General features: G+C 40.6%; 20 protein-coding genes. 5 read left to right on the plus strand and 15 right to left on the minus strand.

Translation table 11 applies throughout. The features are described 5' to 3' along the window. Positions 1-15: 15 nt before the first annotated feature. From atpG to AC0KVP_RS15930, 8 genes are all read right to left on the minus strand, one after another. The gene (atpG, locus tag AC0KVP_RS15895; RefSeq protein WP_004984038.1) at positions 16-885 is read right to left on the minus strand and encodes a F0F1 ATP synthase subunit gamma; all 870 of its coding nucleotides are present in this window, start codon (positions 883-885) and stop codon (positions 16-18) included. A gap of 88 nt (positions 886-973) precedes the next feature. Then, positions 974-2518: a F0F1 ATP synthase subunit alpha gene (gene atpA / locus AC0KVP_RS15900; protein ID WP_004684423.1), complete on the minus strand. Its 1545-nt coding sequence runs from the start codon at positions 2516-2518 to the stop codon at positions 974-976. A gap of 44 nt (positions 2519-2562) precedes the next feature. Further along, positions 2563-3099, minus strand: coding sequence for a F0F1 ATP synthase subunit delta (locus AC0KVP_RS15905; protein ID WP_004984037.1), 537 nt, complete (start codon positions 3097-3099; stop codon positions 2563-2565). Positions 3100-3111: 12 nt separating this feature from the next. Continuing rightward, positions 3112-3582 (minus strand): F0F1 ATP synthase subunit B, encoded by a 471-nt coding sequence (locus AC0KVP_RS15910; RefSeq protein ID WP_004684420.1) that lies wholly within the window; start codon positions 3580-3582, stop codon positions 3112-3114. 38 nt (positions 3583-3620) lie between these two features. Continuing rightward, on the minus strand, positions 3621-3866 hold the full coding sequence (gene atpE / locus AC0KVP_RS15915; RefSeq protein ID WP_000424060.1) for a F0F1 ATP synthase subunit C: 246 nt from the start codon (positions 3864-3866) through the stop codon (positions 3621-3623). A gap of 84 nt (positions 3867-3950) precedes the next feature. Beyond that, positions 3951-4826 carry a F0F1 ATP synthase subunit A gene (gene atpB / locus AC0KVP_RS15920; protein ID WP_004684418.1) on the minus strand — a complete coding sequence of 292 codons (876 nt, stop codon included), beginning with the start codon at positions 4824-4826 and terminating at the stop codon, positions 3951-3953. Between the two features lie 107 nt (positions 4827-4933). After that, the gene (locus AC0KVP_RS15925; protein ID WP_004684416.1) at positions 4934-5332 is read right to left on the minus strand and encodes an ATP synthase subunit I; all 399 of its coding nucleotides are present in this window, start codon (positions 5330-5332) and stop codon (positions 4934-4936) included. 171 nt (positions 5333-5503) lie between these two features. Further along, positions 5504-6343 (minus strand): metal ABC transporter solute-binding protein, Zn/Mn family, encoded by an 840-nt coding sequence (locus tag AC0KVP_RS15930; RefSeq protein ID WP_473337832.1) that lies wholly within the window; start codon positions 6341-6343, stop codon positions 5504-5506. Between the two features lie 141 nt (positions 6344-6484). On the opposite strand from AC0KVP_RS15930, the gene AC0KVP_RS15935 reads away from it, so the two are divergent. Genes AC0KVP_RS15935 through AC0KVP_RS15950 form a run of 4 tightly spaced genes read left to right on the plus strand, consistent with a single transcriptional unit; the run spans position 6485 to position 9052 of the window. Next, the gene (locus AC0KVP_RS15935) at positions 6485-6979 is read left to right on the plus strand and encodes a transcriptional repressor (RefSeq protein WP_058868677.1); all 495 of its coding nucleotides are present in this window, start codon (positions 6485-6487) and stop codon (positions 6977-6979) included. Next, positions 6964-7746, plus strand: coding sequence for a zinc ABC transporter ATP-binding protein ZnuC (gene znuC, locus AC0KVP_RS15940; RefSeq protein WP_473337834.1), 783 nt, complete (start codon positions 6964-6966; stop codon positions 7744-7746). Before AC0KVP_RS15935 ends, znuC begins: the two co-directional genes overlap by 16 nt. Before the next feature lie 3 nt (positions 7747-7749). After that, on the plus strand, positions 7750-8550 hold the full coding sequence (gene znuB / locus AC0KVP_RS15945; RefSeq protein ID WP_004984031.1) for a zinc ABC transporter permease subunit ZnuB: 801 nt from the start codon (positions 7750-7752) through the stop codon (positions 8548-8550). 4 nt (positions 8551-8554) lie between these two features. Next, complete coding sequence (locus AC0KVP_RS15950) at positions 8555-9052, plus strand: 2-thiouracil desulfurase family protein (protein WP_473337836.1); 498 nt, start codon at positions 8555-8557, stop codon at positions 9050-9052. Here AC0KVP_RS15950 and AC0KVP_RS15955 read toward each other — a convergent pair. After that, complete coding sequence (locus AC0KVP_RS15955; protein WP_183175634.1) at positions 9033-9653, minus strand: LysE family transporter; 621 nt, start codon at positions 9651-9653, stop codon at positions 9033-9035. The genes AC0KVP_RS15950 and AC0KVP_RS15955 overlap by 20 nt on opposite strands. Before the next feature lie 161 nt (positions 9654-9814). Here AC0KVP_RS15955 and AC0KVP_RS15960 point away from each other — a divergent pair, with 161 nt between their 5' ends. Then, positions 9815-10735: a Dyp-type peroxidase gene (locus AC0KVP_RS15960; RefSeq protein ID WP_473337839.1), complete on the plus strand. Its 921-nt coding sequence runs from the start codon at positions 9815-9817 to the stop codon at positions 10733-10735. 33 nt (positions 10736-10768) lie between these two features. On the opposite strand, the gene AC0KVP_RS15965 is transcribed toward AC0KVP_RS15960, so the two are convergent. The 6 genes from AC0KVP_RS15965 to AC0KVP_RS15990 form a co-directional block, all read right to left on the minus strand. Continuing rightward, the gene (locus AC0KVP_RS15965; RefSeq protein ID WP_473337841.1) at positions 10769-10963 is read right to left on the minus strand and encodes a hypothetical protein; all 195 of its coding nucleotides are present in this window, start codon (positions 10961-10963) and stop codon (positions 10769-10771) included. Between the two features lie 119 nt (positions 10964-11082). After that, positions 11083-11892 carry a hypothetical protein gene (locus AC0KVP_RS15970; RefSeq protein ID WP_473337843.1) on the minus strand — a complete coding sequence of 270 codons (810 nt, stop codon included), beginning with the start codon at positions 11890-11892 and terminating at the stop codon, positions 11083-11085. Positions 11893-11899: 7 nt separating this feature from the next. Further along, positions 11900-12835 carry a M23 family metallopeptidase gene (locus tag AC0KVP_RS15975; protein WP_473337845.1) on the minus strand — a complete coding sequence of 312 codons (936 nt, stop codon included), beginning with the start codon at positions 12833-12835 and terminating at the stop codon, positions 11900-11902. Then, positions 12828-13853: an IS30-like element ISAba125 family transposase gene (locus AC0KVP_RS15980; protein WP_004994718.1), complete on the minus strand. Its 1026-nt coding sequence runs from the start codon at positions 13851-13853 to the stop codon at positions 12828-12830. The genes AC0KVP_RS15975 and AC0KVP_RS15980 overlap by 8 nt, the downstream gene beginning before the upstream one ends. A 12-nt stretch (positions 13854-13865) precedes the next feature. Next, entirely contained in the window at positions 13866-15407 is a 1542-nt protein-coding gene (locus AC0KVP_RS15985) for a LysM peptidoglycan-binding domain-containing protein (RefSeq protein WP_473337848.1), read from the minus strand. Beyond that, positions 15400-18717, minus strand: coding sequence for a type VI secretion system Vgr family protein (locus AC0KVP_RS15990; protein ID WP_473337850.1), 3318 nt, complete (start codon positions 18715-18717; stop codon positions 15400-15402). Before AC0KVP_RS15990 ends, AC0KVP_RS15985 begins: the two co-directional genes overlap by 8 nt. Positions 18718-18835: the final 118 nt, after the last annotated feature.

Raw genomic sequence — 18835 nt, forward strand, 5'->3', positions numbered from 1 at the left:
CAATTCAAAATAATGTTAAACGGCAGCGGCACCACCAACGATCTCAGAAATTTCCTGAGTAATCGCGGCTTGACGCAGCTTGTTATAAATAAGTTGTAGGCTCTTGATCAAATCACCTGCGTTGTCCGTTGCAGCTTTCATTGCAACCATACGAGCTGACTGCTCACACGCGATGTTTTCGATCACGCCTTGATATACCACAGACTCGATATAACGAACCAATAAGCCATTTAAAAGCTCTTCAGCTTCAGGCTCATAGATATAATCCCAACCGTATTGACGGTTAAGGGTCTTGTTTTCTTCAGCAGTTGCTAAAGGAACAAGTTGTTCGATTTTTTGATTTTGAGTCATGGCATTGACAAAGCCGTTTGACACAAGATAAATACGATCTAACTCGCCTTTATCAAATGCGTCTAACATCACCTGTACAGAACCAGATAACTGTTCAAGGCTTGGTGTATCACCGACATTTGTCGTAGCACCCAGCACTTTACCGCCGTAGTTTTTAAAAAACGAAACCGCTTTTTGACCAATTAAAGCAAATTGAACTTCAATTGACTGCTCTTGTTGCTGTTGTACGTGTTTAACCACTTTTTTGAACAAGTTAATGTTCAAACCACCAGCAAGGCCGCGATCTGAAGACACAATGATATAGCCAACGCGCTTAACCGGGCGTTCAACCATATAACGGTGTTTGTATTCAGGATTCGCTTGAACCAAGTGAGCAATTACACGGTGCATATTTTCGGCATACGGACGGCCTTGAGCCATGCGCTCTTGCGCACGACGCATCTTAGAAGCTGCTACCATCTGCATCGCGCGAGTAATTTTCTGCGTGCTTTTGATACTAGCTACTTTGGCGCGAATTTCTTTTAAATTTGCCATACGCTTAACCTAGTATTCGAAGGCCCTTTCGAGCCCTCGAAGGTTGATCCGTGAACCAAACCAAAACTAAATCCAACTGAAGTTGAAATTAGTAAGTTTGAGTCGCTTTAAAGCTTTCAATACCTGCTTTGATTGCAGCTTCGATGTCTTTGTTGTAATCACCAGTTTCATCGATGTTTTGCATTAACGCAGCATTTTCTGAACGGAAGTAAGAGATTAACGCAGCATCAAAGTCTACGATTTTCTTCACTTCAACGTCAGCCATGTAGCCTTCGTTAGATGCATAAATTGAAACAGCTTGGTCAGCAATTGAATATGGAGCATATTGTTTTTGCTTCATTAATTCAGTTACACGTTGACCATGTTCAAGTTGCTTACGCGTTGCTTCATCAAGGTCAGAAGCGAACTGAGCAAACGCTGCCAATTCACGGTATTGCGCCAAAGCAGTACGGATACCACCAGACAATTTTTTGATGATCTTAGTCTGCGCTGAACCACCAACACGAGATACAGAGATACCCGCGTTCACAGCAGGACGAATACCTGCGTTGAATAATGATGTTTCAAGGAAGATCTGACCGTCAGTGATCGAAATTACGTTCGTTGGTACGAATGCAGATACGTCACCCGCTTGAGTTTCAATGATTGGCAATGCAGTTAATGAACCAGTTTGGCCTTTAACTTCACCATTCGTGAATTTCTCAACATAGTCAGCAGAAACGCGCGAAGCACGCTCAAGAAGACGAGAGTGAAGATAGAATACGTCACCTGGATACGCTTCACGACCTGGTGGACGACGTAATAACAATGAAATTTGACGGTAAGCAACAGCTTGCTTAGACAAATCATCATAAATGATTAGTGCATCTTCACCGCGGTCACGGAAGTATTCACCCATTGTACAGCCAGAGTATGGAGCCAAGTACAACATTGCTGCTGGATCGGCTGCAGCTGCTGCTACAACAGTGGTATACGCCATAGCGCCAGTTTCTTCTAGCTTGCGCACAACGTTAGCAATAGTCGATTGTTTTTGACCAATAGCTACGTATACACATTTAATGCCAGAGTTTTTCTGAGCGATGATCGCATCGATCGCCATCGCTGTTTTACCAGTTTGACGGTCACCAATGATCAACTCACGCTGACCACGGCCTACAGGGATCATTGTATCTACTGATTTATAACCAGTTTGTACAGGTTGATCCACTGATTGACGCCAAATTACACCTGGTGCTACTTTTTCAACAGCATCAGTTAATTTTGCATCAATTGGGCCTTTACCATCAATTGGGTTACCCAAAGCATCTACTACACGGCCTAAAAGTTCTGGACCAACCGGAACTTCTAATACACGACCTGTGCAACGCGCTTTTTGACCTTCTTGAAGGCTTAAGTAGTTACCTAAAACAACGACGCCCACTGAATCCTGTTCTAGGTTCAGTGCCATACCGTATAAGCCGCCGTCGAATTCGATCATTTCACCGTACATTGCATCAGCAAGGCCGTGAATACGCACAATACCGTCGGAAACCATAACAATGGTCCCTTCGTTTTTAGCGGTCGCGCTGGTGTCCAGATCGCCGATACGCTGTTTAATGAGCGCACTGATCTCGGATGGATTCAGTTGTTGCATTGCGCTATACCTCAATCTTTTTAAAGTTCAGTCTTCATATGCAATTAAGCAAGAAGACGAGTCCGCATTTTTTCTAGCTTGTTAAGCGCAGAATCATCTATCACTTGGTCGCCTGCACGAATAACAACACCAGCAATAAGCTCTGGTTTAACTTCTACAGAAACATTTACCGCAGCTTCGAATTTTTTCTCTAAAGCATGTGCAAGTAGTTGTTCTTGTACAGAAGTCAATGGGAATGCAGATTCAATCACTACATCCACAGTATTGTTATTCTGTGATTTGAGCTGCTCGTATTCAGCAGAAATTTCAGGAAGAAGCGCCAAACGGTTGTTTTCAGCAAGCAATGTCAAAAAGTTTGACACTGCTGCAGTTTGGTCTTCGCCTAATACTTTTGCAAAAAGACTTACCTGCTCAGCAGGAGTAAGCTCAGGGCGAGTTAAGAAAGCTGAAAATGCTTCGTCTTGCACCGCAGCACTGAGCAAGTTCAATGCAGATGACCAAGAGTCAGTTGCATTTTGCTCAGAAGCGTAAGCAAATGCTGCTTTAGCGTACGGGCGTGCCAACGTCAAGAGTTCAGCCATAATCCGCCTCTCTTAAAGTTTAGCAGCCAGCTGAGTCAGCATGGCATTGTGAGCTTCAGCATCAACTTTTTGGCTAAGAATTTTCTCAGCACCTGTTACTGCAAGATCAGCAACTTGTTGACGTAATTCTTCACGAGCAGAATTGATTTCTGTATCAACAGCTTCTTTTGCTTGTTGACGAATACGCTCACCTTCAGCTGACGCTTGAGTACGAGCTTCTTCTACCAATTGTGCACCGCGACGGTTCGCTTGTTCGATCAATTGAGCCGCTTGCGCTTTCGCTGCATCTAATTCAGCTTTCACTTGAGCTTGCGCATCCGCAAGATCAGCTTTTGCTTTTTCAGCAGCGTTTAAGCCATCAGCGATTTTACGCTGACGCTCACTAATCGCATTGATTAGTGGTGGCCATACAAATTTCATGCAGAATGCGACAAACATCGCAAATGCAATCGCTTGGCCAATCAATGTGAGGTTGATATTCATTGCTATTCCTCAATAGTTTAATTTAGGAATTAAGCTGATTAACCTACAAATGGATTAGCAAAGATGAAGAACAAGCCAATACCAACACCGATCATAGGCACAGCATCAAGAAGACCCGCGATTAAGAACATACGAGTTTGAAGTTGTGGAGCCAATTCTGGTTGACGTGCAACAGCTTCAAGGAAGCGACCGCCTAAAAGACCAAAACCAATCGCAGTACCTAAAGCACCAAAAGCGATCAAGATAGCAGATGCAATTGCAACTAGACCTAAAGTGAGTTCCATGATAATTCCTCAGAGGTTAGGTTTATACCAAATTAAATTAAAAAATTATGCGCCCAACCATCCAGTGATAGTTGGGCATTACCATTAATGCTTTTCGCTTGCCATGCTCAAGTATACGATAGTCAGCATCATAAAGATGAATGCTTGTAGCGTGATAACAAGAATGTGGAAGATCGCCCAAGGCACAGACAACGCCCATTGGATCCAGAACGGTAATAATGCGATAAGGATGAAGATTAACTCACCTGCATACATGTTACCGAAAAGTCGCAGAGCCAATGAAACTGGACGTGCAAGGAATGTTACTAATTCAAGAATTAAGTTCACTGGAATCAATAACGCTTTTGCAACTGGGTTACTTGGGTTAAATGGGTTAAGTGCTAATTCGCCAACGAAACCACCAATCCCCTTTTCGCGAATACTGTAGAACAAGATCAGTACAAATACAGATAAAGACATACCTAGGGTAATGTTTGGATCTGTAGAAGGTACAACCTTGAAGTAAACGTGATGAGGATCCATACCAAATACACTTGCACCAATCAGTTGAGCTGTATATGGAATAAAGTCAACTGGGATTAAGTCCATTGCGTTCATGAGGAAAATCCACACGAAAATGGTCAATGCAAGTGGCGCAATTAAGCGTGATTTGCCATGGAAAGTGTCGCGAACACTTGAGTCCACAAACTCAATGATCATTTCAATTGCAGACTGGAACTTGGTTGGAACACCAGAGTTTGCAGCTTTCGCTACGCACCAGAACAACAAACAGAAAATCACACCAAGAGTGATAGACCAACCCATTGAATCCAAGTGAATAGCAGTGAACCCCATCTGTTGAGCTTCTTCAGCAGTCTCAGCCAACTTCCATGAACCGTCTGGCATTTTGCCATAAGTCATATTCGTCAAGTGATGCTTGATATACTCGGTCGAAGTAAGGGCATGTTCTTCAGCAGCCATAAATCACACCTGGTCAATGTCAAATACAAATAGAGAGAACGAACATCGCGTGCTGCTTGATATCTCGTTCATCTCCTAAAAAACTTTTCAATTTTTTGTAGTGCTTATTAAACTCGTTTTTGTTGACGCGACACCCAAAATGGAGCAACCCACGTCATGGTTTGAACGAGCATAAAACCACAAAACAACGCCACCGCTGACAACGGTTTGACATTGCTTAAAATTAAAATGAAACCAACAATCACAATTGCAAACTTACCCATCATGCCTTTATACATGTTCGCAAGAACTTGTTTAGAAGCGCGAGCTCCTGCTGCTCGAAACGACTGCCATGAAAAATAGCAAGTCGCAAGCCAACATACGAGCGCACCTAATGCTGCACTCAGGGCTGCGGTTGAGTCTTTCACGACCCAGCCGATCAAGGCTGAAACAGGAATCATACATGCTTGTAAGAGGACTAAAGCTTTCGCTAATCGTCGGTCAATCAAGCGACTAGTTCGGCTCATTATTTATTCACTCACAACAATCATGCTTGACAAGTTTAGCTGATGATTATTTTTAATCGCAGGCATTATAGAGTTACACCCCTGAACATGCAATCTTTTCCCGACCTAAGTCGAGTTTTTTTCTATGTTTAAATTGCTTTTAAACTAATCAATTATTGTTTAATTTTTGCGTTACTTTCGCGCATTTAGCACACATTTATGCACATGATCGGCCAATTGCTTCCATGCGCTGACAAAATCCCCTGCCCCAGTCATGCTTTCGTCAACAGCTTGGAAAACCAATGGGTTCAACTTTTGATATTGTGCTTGACTGGCATGCACTTCAGCCAAAAGGCACATCTTTGAATAAGGGCGGCTGTCATTTAAGTATTTGATTTGCGCAACCGTAGGCGCAATATGTGGATCATCTGTCAATGCGCCTGCAAAGCGTAAGTTTAAAGGTCGCTCCAGGTATTGATAGGCATCATGAAAAGACCAATATGGGCGAGCTTGGGTACTTTGACTATATATAGCTGAGGCTTGCAACATTTTCTGAGCAAAGATTTTGGCATTGTTCCAGTAGCGCTCCCTATACTCAGGCATCTGCTGTGAACGCAGGCCTGCAATAAAGAAACCGATGCGTACCGCATTGTTTGGGTCAAGCCAAACATGGGTATCGATGGTATTTTTTAAGGCATCACCACGGGTATTTCGTAGTGGTAAGGCATTGATAATGCCTGAATCTAAAATAGAAACCGCTTTATCATTGGGGGTCAGGAGTTTATCCAGCGGTGCTTCATGTGCTCGTCCCAACCAAATAACCAAACCTGCATCCTGAATGACTTTACGATGCATTGGGGTCAAACTTACATCATGTCCAGATTGATCTGCCAACAATAAGGTTGGTTTTTCAATGCCTTTCGTCACTTCTTGTGCAATCAAGTAAATCGGCTGTGTAGAGACAACCAAGTCTTGCGTCCAAGCAACACTATTAAACAGCGCAAACGCAAAAAAAGCCAAGAAACGGGACATGGGGAGCAATCACTAGAAATACAATTAGTGTTATAATATAACGAATCGACAAAAATACCTATGCCTAATCGAAACTCTCTGCGCTTCATGTTAAGATTTAATGTCGTTTTTCTTTTATAAATTTTGCACTTGAGGTTTGTTATGAGCGCTTGTTCTCACGAACACCACCATGCTTTACATGATGTGCATGGTCATCACAACGTTGAGACGCGTTTGGCTGAAGCAGAAGTCTTGTGCGCAGCAACTGGTGCGCGCCTAACCCCCTTAAGAAAAGAAGTCTTAGCACTGATCCTGAATGCGACAGGCCCAATGGGTGCGTATGATTTGTTGGCTAAAATTAAAAGCAATGCCGACCGCCCTGCTGCCCCACCGACGGTGTACCGCACCTTAGACTTTTTATTAGAAAAAGGCCTCATTCACCGACTCACCTCGATTAATGCCTATATTCCGTGTTGCCATCCCCGTGAAGGCCATCAAGCAGCCTTTCTCATTTGCACTGATTGCAAATCAGTGACAGAGGCCTCTGCACAAGGATTATTACAACAACTCGATGCACTTTCCGCAGCCGATGGTTTTACGGCACAACATAGCATTATCGAAATTTCAGGAATTTGTCAGCAGTGTCGCCACAAATAAGCCTCGATCCTGTTCTGGTCGAACTCTCCCAAATTAGTGTTCGTATCGATGAACGCGACATTTTAAAGCATGTCGATTTTGTCTTACATGAACGGGAAATTGTGACTCTGATTGGCCCGAATGGTGCGGGGAAATCCACACTCATTAAAGTGCTGTTGGGTATTGTTCACCCTAATGCTGGCGACATTAAAACAACAAAGCCCCTCAAGTTTTCTTATGTGCCACAAAAGTTTAATCCCTCACATAGCCTACCGCTTAGGGTGAAAGATCTATTGGCTTTGGAAAAATGCGATCCTGCAATCAAGCAAGAAATTATCCACGATACAGGGATCAGCAAACTTGCAAACTCCAAAGTACAGCAGCTTTCAGGTGGAGAACGACAACGCGTTTTACTGGCTCGTGCGCTGTTACGTCAACCCGATATTTTGGTTCTCGATGAACCGATGCAGGGCTTAGACATTCAGTCTGAGGCTGAGCTGTACGACTATGTGCGCAGTTTACCCACCAAATATGGTTGTGCTGTGCTCATGGTTTCACATGATTTACAGTGGGTCATGCAAGGAACTCATCGTGTGGTGTGTTTGAATAAACACATTTGTTGTAGCGGCCTACCTGAAAACGTGCAACAACACCCTGAGTATCAAGCTATTTTTGGTACCAACCGCGTGTTCTATCAACATCATCATGATCACTGTGCACATGGTGATAGTGCAACGCCTTGTCAGCATGACGCGCGCCCACACATTCACCCCGAACCGGAAGCTTAAGTCATGATGGAATGGTTACAACTACTGTTGCCTGCATGGATTATGGGCACGCTACTGGTCTTTTTGACTGCACCGCTGGGCTGTTTGATGCTATGGCGCCGCATGTCATTCTTTGCCGATACCATGGCGCATGGCACGTTACTGGGTGTCGCGATTGCAGGAGCAATGGCGTTGCCCCTGTGGATGGGTGTGGCTTTTATTGCAGGCTTGTTGGTGGCGATCCTTTGGGTTTTGCATGATCCACGTTTACCAAATGATGCCTTACTCGCACTCTGTTCTGCGACCTTGCTCTGCTCGGGTCTGATGTTTATTCAACATATTCCAAGTTTAAGACCTGAGTTACTCAGCTATTTATTTGGTGATTTGCTCACGATCACATGGGCAGACCTACCCGTTTTTGCCACTGTTATTGTTGTTGCATTGGCAGTGCTTTATAAAAGTTGGCAGGCTCAAATTCAAATCGCCATCGATCCTGATATGGCTGTTAGTGAAGGCGTCAGTGCGAAATGGCAACGTTTGATTTTTATGTTGCTACTGGCTTTATTTACCATTTTAGCGCTTCGTGCAGTGGGTTCTTTACTGATGGGTGCGTTGCTTGTCATTCCAGCACTTACCGCTCGACTGCTTGCCCACTCTCCAAAACAAATGGTGATTTGGGCCTTTGTGATTGCGCAAATTGGGGTGACGGTTGGTTTATGGTCCAGTGCAGGGCTAAATACTTCTACAGGACTCAGCATTGTCTTAACCATGTCGATTCTGTTTGCGCTGATTTTTATCGCGCAGAAGTTTAAAAAACTGACATAACTAAATGAGCCATAAACGTTATTTTATCAGCGCATGCCTACTCGGACAAAAAGTTCGTTATGACGGCAAAGACTCCTTAGTCTCTCAGTTAGTTGAAGCCTTGCTCGATAAAAATTATGTCAGCTTATGTCCTGAAGTCAGTGCAGGACTTCCAATCCCGCGTCCCGCAGCAGAAATTCGCCACGGGTCAGGTACTGATGTTTTATTAGGCCACGCACAGGTTTTTTCCTCAGATGGTCATCAGATTAGCGATGTCTTTATTCAAGGTGCTTACAAAGCTTTAGCACTAGCACAAGCCAATCATGTCACCCATGCCGTGCTCAAAGCCAATAGCCCATCTTGTGGCAGTGATGGCATCTATGATGGCTCATTTACTGGGCAAAAAATTGCAGGGGAAGGAATCACTGCCGCCCTATTTCGTCAGCATGGTATACATTTGGTTACCGAACAACAGTTTTTAGCAGAACTGACGCAGACTAAACTTACTGATGAACCAAACTAAGTAATCCCGCCGCACAACTAAATAACACTGCGAAAGTACGATTGAGATATTTTTGCTGTCGCGGAGATTTTAAGAGTTTTAAAACTTTCGCTGCTAAGCCCGTATACCCGGCCATCACAATCAAATCAATCGTGACCATCGTGACGGCCATCACCGCATATTGACTCCACTGCGGTTTAGACAAATCCAAAAATTGCGGTAAAACTGCCAATAAAAATACGATTGCTTTGGGATTGCTCATATTGATTAAAAATCCATACATCACCAATTTAGAGCGCGATTTAGTCGGTTGTTCTTGTTGAATTTCAATCGATTGGATGGGTGCCATCCATTGTAAATAAGCTAAATATAATAAATAAGCCACACCAAACCACTTCACGGCCCAAAATGCCCAAGGCGTTGTGGCAAAAAGCACCCCTACCCCAGCCGCCACAATACCGATTTGTACCAACAAGGCGAGTTGTAAACCCAGCGCATTCCAATAGCCATGCCTAAAACCGTAGTTAAGGCCACTCGACATTGACGCAATGGCCCCTGCCCCTGGAGAAATACTAATGATCCAACATGCGAGTACAAAGCCAAGCCAAATTTGAAATGACATAGTGGTATTGAGAAAAAAATGACCTTTAGATTATATGATCTTTCATGCTTTTAGGGTTTATTATTCATCAATGAATTTATCACTTAAGGCTATGAAGCTGAAACTGCATAAGGCACAATAAGTGCAGCCAATAGAAATAACAATTTTTTTAGGAGCCATGAATGACCGCCCAATCTGTAATTCTACCATTACCTTCAGATCATGCTCGTTTTATTGTTTTACGTTTAAAAGATTTAAGTATTGAAGAACTTAAAGAAAAATTAGAAGATTTATTTTCAACCCGTGATCGTCTTATTACCCAACATCCGCATGCTCAAATTAAAACAGCTGTTGCTTTTGGCCCTGAACTTTGGGCACAACTTTATCCTACAGCGCCTGCAGGGTTTAAACAGCTAGAGCCAATTTATGGCTCTTTCAATATGCCTGTTTCACCTGCGGATGTTTTAATTCATATTGCGGCTCAGCGTACCGATATTTGTTTTGCCCTTAGTCAATCGTTCTTTGAAGGCATCCAAGAGAAAGTTGATGTTTTAGATGAACGAGTCTGTTTCCGCAATTTTGATGGTCGAGATTTGACTGGTTTTATTGATGGTACTGAAAACCCACAGTTCCCCGATGATCGTGCTGCAACGACCTTATTAAGTGAAGATGCAGGAGTATTCGCCGATGGTTCTTTTATCTTTGCGCAGCGCTATTGCCATGATTTGGAAAAGTGGAAAAAATTAAAAGTTGATGCTCAAGAGCAAGTCTTTGGACGGACAAAACTTGAAAGTATTGAACTAGATGATGACGTTAAACCTGAAAATTCTCACGTTGCACGTGTCGTGGTTGAAGATGATGAAGGCGAGGAAATGGAAATCCTACGTCACTCTCTTCCTTATGGTGATGGCAAGGGTGAGCAAGGTTTATTTTTTATTGCCTATACGAAAGATTTAAGCATTATTGATGCGATGTTACTGCGTATGTTCGGCACCAGTGGTGATGGAATCCATGACCGTATGCTTCACTTTGTGACTCCTGTGGATGGTGCTTATTATTTTGCGCCGAGTGAGGAGCTGTTGGAAGAAGTGTTGAAAGGGTAAAAAACCAAACCAAGCTGACAGAAATCAGCTTGGTTAAATCCATAAAACAAGAATTTTCCCTGCATTGGTTTCAGATGAATACTCATCCCAATCAGATATATTAAACCCTTTTCGTTCTAAATGAATTACTTGTATTTCACCATTTACAACATCAGACAATAGAACATTATTTTTCTGATTTTTATCAATAGCAGTATAGGTTAAATCTTGTGGTGAATCACTTACCATTCTCTCAGCTTTAATAAGTTAAAATCCAAATGACTTTCATCTCCTTACTATCATTTAAATAAGTACAAGCTCCTAGTGAAACCAATTCAAAATACAAAAATATCTCATCTTCATTGGAGTCAATTACCCTTTAAAAAATAGGAATACATGCCACCCCTATCATCATTTGAAATAATATTGTTAGTTCCTTTCTTCTGTTCCACAAAGTTGTTTATCAAAAAAGGTTCTTTTTGATCAGGTATTAAGGTGAATGAGTACTCAATAGGAGATTTTTCATAGACTATTCTTCCGGTCGAGCTAAAATCTTCTGAAGCTTTTTGAAGTTCATATAGAATCTGATATTTTTTTTTGTTTTTATTATATTTCACAGACCCCAACTTACTAAACTCCATAGAAACCTCATTAAAATTTTTTAATTTAGAATTTAAAGATAAAAAAGAAGGCGAATATAAGCCTAAATTTTTTTTATTTAAAATATATACATCACTTTTAAATTTTTTTGAATTATTATTTGAAACTGGATTTACATAACTCTCAATTGAGAAAATAACTATATTACTATCATTAAATAGTACGCTAGAGCCAATAGCACTTACATCTGAAACAATAAAAGGAAACTTATATTTCCTTCCACCTAGCTGAATAAAAGGCTCATAATTTAAAAAAAAATAATCATTTCCTTTTATTTTATTGTCATTTCTTAATAAAGGTTTCAATGAAATTAAAATATCTTCATATGGAATATTAACTGTATTTTTCTTTATTTGAAAATTTTTATCATTATCAGTATATATAAACCCAGAATTCAAAACATTCCTATATCCTAGTTTTATATGAGTAGGTTGATTTACATTGTTTTCTATATTAAATTCTGCATTAGCAATTGCTGAAAAAGCCAACATACCTATCAAGCATAATTTGTATTTCATGATCTATTTACCTATTTAATTTAACACCATTCTCAGTGGTCTTACAATTATCTAACCAAGGAAACGGGTCTTGTCTATACGTCATTCCAGATTTCCCCATTGATTTCGTTATCTCTGTTCTGACCTCAAAATGCAAATGTGCACCATCCTCAATTTTTGTCATACTTCCAGCATTACCAGTATTACCAGTTTTCCCAAGAACAGTATCTAGAGTAGTTATACTAGCTCCCTCTGTTACATTTATAGAGTTTAAGTGTGCATAAACAAAGTAAATTGTGTCTATATTTTTTGCTAAAGCTTTTTTTGAAACTGGTAAATCATTTACGTCACATTCTAAAATAATCGTTTTTCCATAACCTGGATATGATGGAATTACTTTTGCAATGGTACCAACACAAACTGGATAAACATTGACACCATTATCAGCCTCAAGATCAAGACCTTGATGCATTCCACTAGATCTATAAGTTGTTCGATTAAACCCTGATGCAACCTTAGTTGCCTGCTGTAAATTACTTTGATTATAAGTTGCAGCATTCGCCTTTAAGGGTAATGATTTATAACCAAACCGCCTCACTTGACAAGTACCATTAAGTGGATTTCTCCAACCATCAAAATTGAGCTTCTGTTCGTTGTTTGTACTCACTTCTTGTGTTTTCTTCTGTATATTTTTTTCTTGAGTAATTGGAAAATTAATCCTAAATTCTTCTTTATCTTTTATCGAAGTGATTGAAGCTAAAACTTGATTATCGAAAATGATTTCAAGCTTATCTCCTTTTTTAATTTTAATAACTTCATGCCCATTTTCATTTGTCAAATGTGGTTTTAATCCATATTTAGATTTTACGGAATACTGAATACTGGGTTCAACCTTATTATTTACAATGGATGTAATAATAATACTAATATTTTCTGTTGCTTGAGTATCGGCGAATTCAAACATGAGGTGCGACAGTTTCAAAAGCCATATGATAATCAACAAGCTGAGCAAATTTCTCTAATGGTGTAAGCCAATCTAACGCCTTTCTAGGACGAGTATTCAGTGACATGGCAACTTGATTTAAATAATGCTGATCTGCCTGATTTAAATCAATCCCTTTAGGTAAATATTGCCTAATTAAACCATTCATATTTTCGCATGTGCCTTTTTGCCAAGGTGAATGTGGGTCACAGAAATATACATCTATGCCTAAATCTTCTTCGAGTATTTTATGTTCTGACATCTCGCGTCCACGGTCATAGGTCAACGTTTTACGCAGTTCTGCAGGTAAATATTTCAGAGCTTCAGTTAAAGCCTTGCGCACTGATTCTGCCTTTGCATCAGGTAATGTTGCCAAGATACAGAGCCGTGTATTTCGTTCAATAAGTGTTGCTATCGAACTTTTATTGTCTTTACCTTTAATTAAATCAGCTTCCCAATGACCCGGTATTTTTCTTTCTTGAACTTCGGCTGGGCGCTCATGAATAGTTTTAATATCCTGTAATATAGAATCTTTTTTAGGTTCACCGTTAGCTTTTCGCTTTTTATTTTCATGACGCAGACAGGATAATAAGTCTTTTTTCAACTCACCCTTTGGTAATGCTCGTATCGTTGAATAAATCGTTGTATGGCTTACATTCATTGTTTGATCCAAATCAGGAAATGTCTTTAAACGCTTTGCTATTTGCTGAGGAGACCATAAACAACGGATCGCTTCAACAATAAATTTCCAGAGGATTGAATCGATTTTGAGTTTTCTGTGACCACGTCTACGTCTAGCGAAGGTGTTATCAGAAGCATATCGAGCTTGATAAACGTCATTGATGCTATTTCTTTTAAGCTCACGATAGATCGTACTAGGATGTCTTTTAATGAGTTCAGCAAATTTTCTGGCTGAAAAGCCTTCTTTTCTTGACTCAAGCATTAATGCAGTACGATCTTCAAAGTTAAGATGATGGTATGACAATTTTATATACTCCATAAACCCTTTAAATTAATTAGGTGGTTTATGTCGCACTTCAAGTTTTACTCTGCCATCATTAGCTCCTTTCTTTTTCTCGAATTCTTTACTTGGCCGAACTAAAGCTTTACCACCTAGAAAAACAATAATTTCCTCCATTGTTCGAGCATTCTTAAATTTTTTCCCATCAGCAGGGCTAAGGGTAAAGCGATTTACATTAATTTTTGCATCTGTATATTCAGTACATAACCACCATCGATATGCATCCCTCCCATTACTAAATCTTTCCTTATAATTTTGTAATGTACTGCAATTAGGACTATCTTTGGAACACACTTGCCCTTGTAGTTTTGACCATGAAGAGTCGTTTGTTGCTTCAATTATTTTGCCAAACCCTGTTGGACCATCATGATGAGCTACATATCCAACTTTTGCGAGATCACTAGGTTCTAAACTATCGACCTTACTATATATGTTTGTAACTATATCAATATTTGCCCTAGCATATGCTGCTGCTGAATCCACCGAAAAAGTAGGATCCGTTCCAAGAGCTTTTAATTTTTCTTTATCTTTCACCGAAATTAACTTAATAGCCATATTCTCTTGAAAATTAGAGATTAATTTTTTCTTAATAACATGTTGTTGAAGTAAGGTGTCACTATAAATAGAACGCGTACATATCTCATACCAAGTTCCACTTAGAAACTGAGTTAATCCTACTGCAGATGATGTTGAAGCACGTGCTTGAGCATTCCATTCTTGGCTTCCTCTTTTTGTACCAGCTTCTGCGTTAATTTTTGCAGCTAAGGCTTGTGGCGCTAAATTATATTTTTTTGCTGCGTTAATAATTATTCTTCGATATTTTTCATTATCTGGATGTAAATATAAATTTTCTTCTGAATATACTGCAGCTACTATGACGGCAGGTAATCCACCTTCCACTCTTGTTTCAGATGTCCCAGATGTCCCAGATGTCCCAGATGTCCCAGATGTCCCAGATGTCCCAGATGTCCCAGATGTCCCAGATGTCCCAGATGTCCCAGATGTATTCTGCGCTTTCTTACCATTAACTTTCAATTCTTTTTCAATTGCTTGTGTATTTGTTCTAGCTACACCCTCAACTTGATAAGTATTACCTTTTAATATCATTGCACGAGAACTTAGTTTTAATATTTTTTTCCCCATCGGCAATGTTTTATGATGAGCTATAAGTTCAAATATATTGTTTAATGTATAGAAACTTATTTTTATACCTTTCAAAGCATCTTCAATTTGAATATCTTTTATTACCCCATTATTATCACTAGTCATTAAATGACACTGACCATCATACTCTAGTAATAATTTAGCTTGAGGAATTGATTCCCATTTTAAATCATAAATTTTTATTGTTAAAAATGTATCAATTTTTCTACTATTGTTCTTGTTCAAATATACCTTTTGCCCAATTTTCAATAAATTTTTCTTTTTACCATATAAGCCATTTATTTCAACTAACTCATTAAGACTAATATTATATTTGTTTGAGATACCCCAAAGCGTATCCCCTTTTTTTACGATATGTACATTACTCATACTGATGTCCAGACTCTTTATCATATGGATTGTGATGCTCACCTAAATCTATTTCTTCTTGTAATTCCTCTTCTTCATCATCATCAAACCACGAAACCCAATCATCGAATCCAACCAATGCTTTATACTCAAGATTTTTTTCATCATTTTCTAATCTAAAAATAGATTTATCAATTTTCGAATCTAATTTAAAAACATAGTTCTCATTTGTTTTTTCATAAATTTGTATCATTGCATTTTCCATTTTCTCACCTTCTAATGACACAAAATGGAATACTTTAGTAAATGGACCACTGCTTGGTAATTCAGGAACCTCATAAGATACTTTTGCCCCACCCACAAAACTATGCTGACCCGCCTTACTTTCAAACTTTCCACCTGTTATCGTAAAAATCCCATCCCCATTAATTTTGAGCTGTGAACCACCAGCAGTCAGTACAATTTCCTTCGGACTGGTTATTTCTATTTTATCTTCAGTTGAAATTAGCTTAATCACCTTACGCGCAATCGCCTCTATCGCATCATCTTGTGCCTGTAATTCAACTTTTCCTTTTGCAGCAAATGCCTTTAGCCCTTTTTGTGCAGCAAATAAGCTCACCTTATCCTGTGCATGCGCAATAATATTCTTTTGGGCACTTAAGTTAATGGACCCCTGTGCGCTTTCAACGATGTCTTGAGTAGCTTGTAAAACAATATCTTCAGGCGTCGTTAAGGCAATACCATTGGGGGAAGCCAATAGCATTAAAGCCTGACGAAAGATCTTCGCTTGAGCTTGATTCTGAGTATCCTGCGTTTGCTCTGCCTCTTGAGCATATGTCTCCATAAAACCTTGCATGGAGCCCAATGCCTGCATGGGATTAACATTCAGTTTGCTGCCTTTATTAAAGCTTCCACAAGCACTGGTCAGATCAAAGTCTTTCATTTCGACATTGGCAATCACTTTGCCTACATCTTTTAAAGCGGCGAATGGATCCTCATTCAATTTTTCTTTCGCACCTTGCAACTGACTTTTCAAAGCATCTGTGCCATGTTCTTCGAGGTTATCAATAAAGGCTTTTAAATTGTCTATTGATGCCTCTGCATCCCGAAAATAATCTTTAAATTCACTGATCAAATTGTCTGTGTCTTGACCAAATTTTTGAATATCCTCAATAAAGCCACCACACGTTTTTAACGCCGAAATCGGATCCTGACTAACTGCAGTTTTAAATAAACCAACGGTTGCTTGGAGTGCTTGATTGGCCCCTTTTAACTCTACAGACTGAATCAATTTAGGCAAACGATTAACCACATTCAGTGCATCAGTCTGTTGTTTAACAGCCAAAGTACTCAGCATGTGCATACTGTCATAACCTTGCTGCAAGATGGACTGGGCTTCGGATACAGCCAAATGATCTGCGACCGCTTGATCCTGTGCATAGGTACTAATCAAGAGACCTTTGCCTGCACGCATGGCTCCCCATTGATCCGTTCTTAACTCAAAACCCTCACCACGCCCATCACTGTTTTCAGTTGCTTTCGGATGACTGAGGTTACCGAGGTTGAGCTGACTCGCTCCATGACTGCTGTGTAGCTGCACACTAATTTGTCCTGTCGTATCATCAAAACGCAGTTGGTTAAAGCCTTGCCCTGCAACCTCTTGTGAACGGATCCCACTGAGTTTCTTCGTCGCAGGCAATGTCCCTTTCACATCAAACATGGTTTGATGGCGATCCGCTTCATGAATGCGTCCTACGACAAAAGGTCGATCAACATCCCCTTCAAAGAAATCGATGACCACAATTTCTCCGACACGTGGATGAAAACGTGCTCCATATCCCTCACCCGCCCATGGAGTCAATACATCGACCCATGCCGAGTCCGTGTCATTGTCATTTGCACCTGCACCACCATCATGAGCATGGTCATCACTACGCGTAAACATAAAGCGAACTTTAATCCGTCCCCATGCATCCACATAAATTTCTTCCCCTTCAGGCCCAACGACTTTGGCACGTAAAGGATAGGCTGCTGGACGATGTATCCACGCTTGATATTCAGGAACAATTTTGACCTCACGGCGTACGACAAAGAGTTCATTGGCTTGTCGTTCCTCACTCAGACCTTGCCAGCGACTTCCTTTTAGTAACAGATTGATTTGCTGTAGCAACTCTTTGGGTAAATTATTTTGGTTATAAAAGACTTTGCCTAAAATAAGAAATTCACGCTCTACGGACACATGCTGGTCTATTTCAGGATGATCGACCATTTCAAACCAATAGCCCACTTGCGCATCTCGAACGCTACTTTTTGCTGTGAAATATTTGGCCTGAAGCTCATGATATTGGTTCAGTTGTTGGTTGAGACGATCTAGTTGACTGCTATTGGCAGACGTGGCCTGATCCTCACCTTGTAGATCACCCGTCCATGCTGGACTAACACACCAGACTTGTTCCAGACCCAAGCTTTCATTGTCTTGTTGATCACTGTGCTGATGCGCACTCAATACAGCCTGACTCTGATCTTGAGCTAAATGTTGCGCTTGCCAACGCTGCGTCTGTACCGTGGTGGACTGTAAGTGACGTTCAGCAATCAAACTGGTGATGCTATCAAAAGGTTCGGTGGCATGGCTGCGATGGAAACGAATCTTTCGGCGGCCCAGCGCTGTAAAAGCTTGATTGTCATCAATCAAACGAAGTTGCTGTGCCTGAATCGGTTCCGACGAACTGAGCACCATCGGAGCTTGTTCATCGATCAACCAATTAATCCCTTCACTCCGCCATAATCGAGTGAGAAACTCAGCGTCGGTTTCATTGGACTGCATGACAAAGGGGCGTACATCATAATCACGGCTCAAGCCGTCTAAGTTCAGGCTTAAGCTGGCTTCAAATAATGTACTGTGACTTTGCCATTCGCTAAACAGAGTTTCAGTGATTTCACGAACACTTTTACTCATAAACACGCGACTGTTTCTGCGCTTATGCCACAGCGCAGTTGCATCTTCAACGGTAAGTTTATAAACAGTTAGCGCGCCATCACTTTGCCCCTGACTGGCACTGGTAATCACCCCCGTCAGACGAGAAAGCTGTCCCACATCCGTGACCTGATCAACCGCGACTCGCCCACCAATGAACTGTTTCAAAGGCAAATAAGCATTGGTCGATAGACATAGAATTTCAGCTTTTAAGCCTTGATTGATTCGGTGCTCGCCCTCAATCCGCTGAATAAACACCTGTGTGTTCAAAGCCGAATTGGAAAAATGAATATGCAAAGCACGTTTTTGTGAGCCGAATCCAAAGGATTCCAGCATTTTATAAATAGAATTGAACATGATCATTATGAAGTTATTGGTTTTTATACTTGTGCGCGGAGTGTACAAAATGTCTTTTTTTTAATCTAGTAAAATAATGTTAATAAAGATGCAGCTCTCAAAAAAACAAAAAGGAGCA

This window comes from Acinetobacter sp. DL27 (genome assembly GCF_055810995.1).

What these genes read in the sequence shown, in the direction of transcription:
- AC0KVP_RS15950 (WP_473337836.1), top strand. Translation starts at nt 8,555, where the DNA reads ATGAGCCATAAACGTTATTTTATCAGCGCATGCCTACTCGGACAAAAA.
- AC0KVP_RS15935 (WP_058868677.1), top strand. Translation starts at nt 6,485, where the DNA reads ATGAGCGCTTGTTCTCACGAACACCACCATGCTTTACATGATGTGCAT.
- AC0KVP_RS15930 (WP_473337832.1), bottom strand. Translation starts at nt 6,343, where the DNA reads ATGTCCCGTTTCTTGGCTTTTTTTGCGTTTGCGCTGTTTAATAGTGTT.
- AC0KVP_RS15925 (WP_004684416.1), bottom strand. Translation starts at nt 5,332, where the DNA reads ATGAGCCGAACTAGTCGCTTGATTGACCGACGATTAGCGAAAGCTTTA.
- AC0KVP_RS15955 (WP_183175634.1), bottom strand. Translation starts at nt 9,653, where the DNA reads ATGTCATTTCAAATTTGGCTTGGCTTTGTACTCGCATGTTGGATCATT.
- atpE (WP_000424060.1), bottom strand. Translation starts at nt 3,866, where the DNA reads ATGGAACTCACTTTAGGTCTAGTTGCAATTGCATCTGCTATCTTGATC.
- atpA (WP_004684423.1), bottom strand. Translation starts at nt 2,518, where the DNA reads ATGCAACAACTGAATCCATCCGAGATCAGTGCGCTCATTAAACAGCGT.
- AC0KVP_RS15980 (WP_004994718.1), bottom strand. Translation starts at nt 13,853, where the DNA reads ATGGAGTATATAAAATTGTCATACCATCATCTTAACTTTGAAGATCGT.
- AC0KVP_RS15975 (WP_473337845.1), bottom strand. Translation starts at nt 12,835, where the DNA reads ATGTTTGAATTCGCCGATACTCAAGCAACAGAAAATATTAGTATTATT.
- AC0KVP_RS15965 (WP_473337841.1), bottom strand. Translation starts at nt 10,963, where the DNA reads ATGGTAAGTGATTCACCACAAGATTTAACCTATACTGCTATTGATAAA.
- AC0KVP_RS15960 (WP_473337839.1), top strand. Translation starts at nt 9,815, where the DNA reads ATGACCGCCCAATCTGTAATTCTACCATTACCTTCAGATCATGCTCGT.
- AC0KVP_RS15985 (WP_473337848.1), bottom strand. Translation starts at nt 15,407, where the DNA reads ATGAGTAATGTACATATCGTAAAAAAAGGGGATACGCTTTGGGGTATC.
- AC0KVP_RS15905 (WP_004984037.1), bottom strand. Translation starts at nt 3,099, where the DNA reads ATGGCTGAACTCTTGACGTTGGCACGCCCGTACGCTAAAGCAGCATTT.
- atpB (WP_004684418.1), bottom strand. Translation starts at nt 4,826, where the DNA reads ATGGCTGCTGAAGAACATGCCCTTACTTCGACCGAGTATATCAAGCAT.
- AC0KVP_RS15970 (WP_473337843.1), bottom strand. Translation starts at nt 11,892, where the DNA reads ATGAAATACAAATTATGCTTGATAGGTATGTTGGCTTTTTCAGCAATT.
- AC0KVP_RS15910 (WP_004684420.1), bottom strand. Translation starts at nt 3,582, where the DNA reads ATGAATATCAACCTCACATTGATTGGCCAAGCGATTGCATTTGCGATG.
- znuB (WP_004984031.1), top strand. Translation starts at nt 7,750, where the DNA reads ATGATGGAATGGTTACAACTACTGTTGCCTGCATGGATTATGGGCACG.
- AC0KVP_RS15990 (WP_473337850.1), bottom strand. Translation starts at nt 18,717, where the DNA reads ATGTTCAATTCTATTTATAAAATGCTGGAATCCTTTGGATTCGGCTCA.
- atpG (WP_004984038.1), bottom strand. Translation starts at nt 885, where the DNA reads ATGGCAAATTTAAAAGAAATTCGCGCCAAAGTAGCTAGTATCAAAAGC.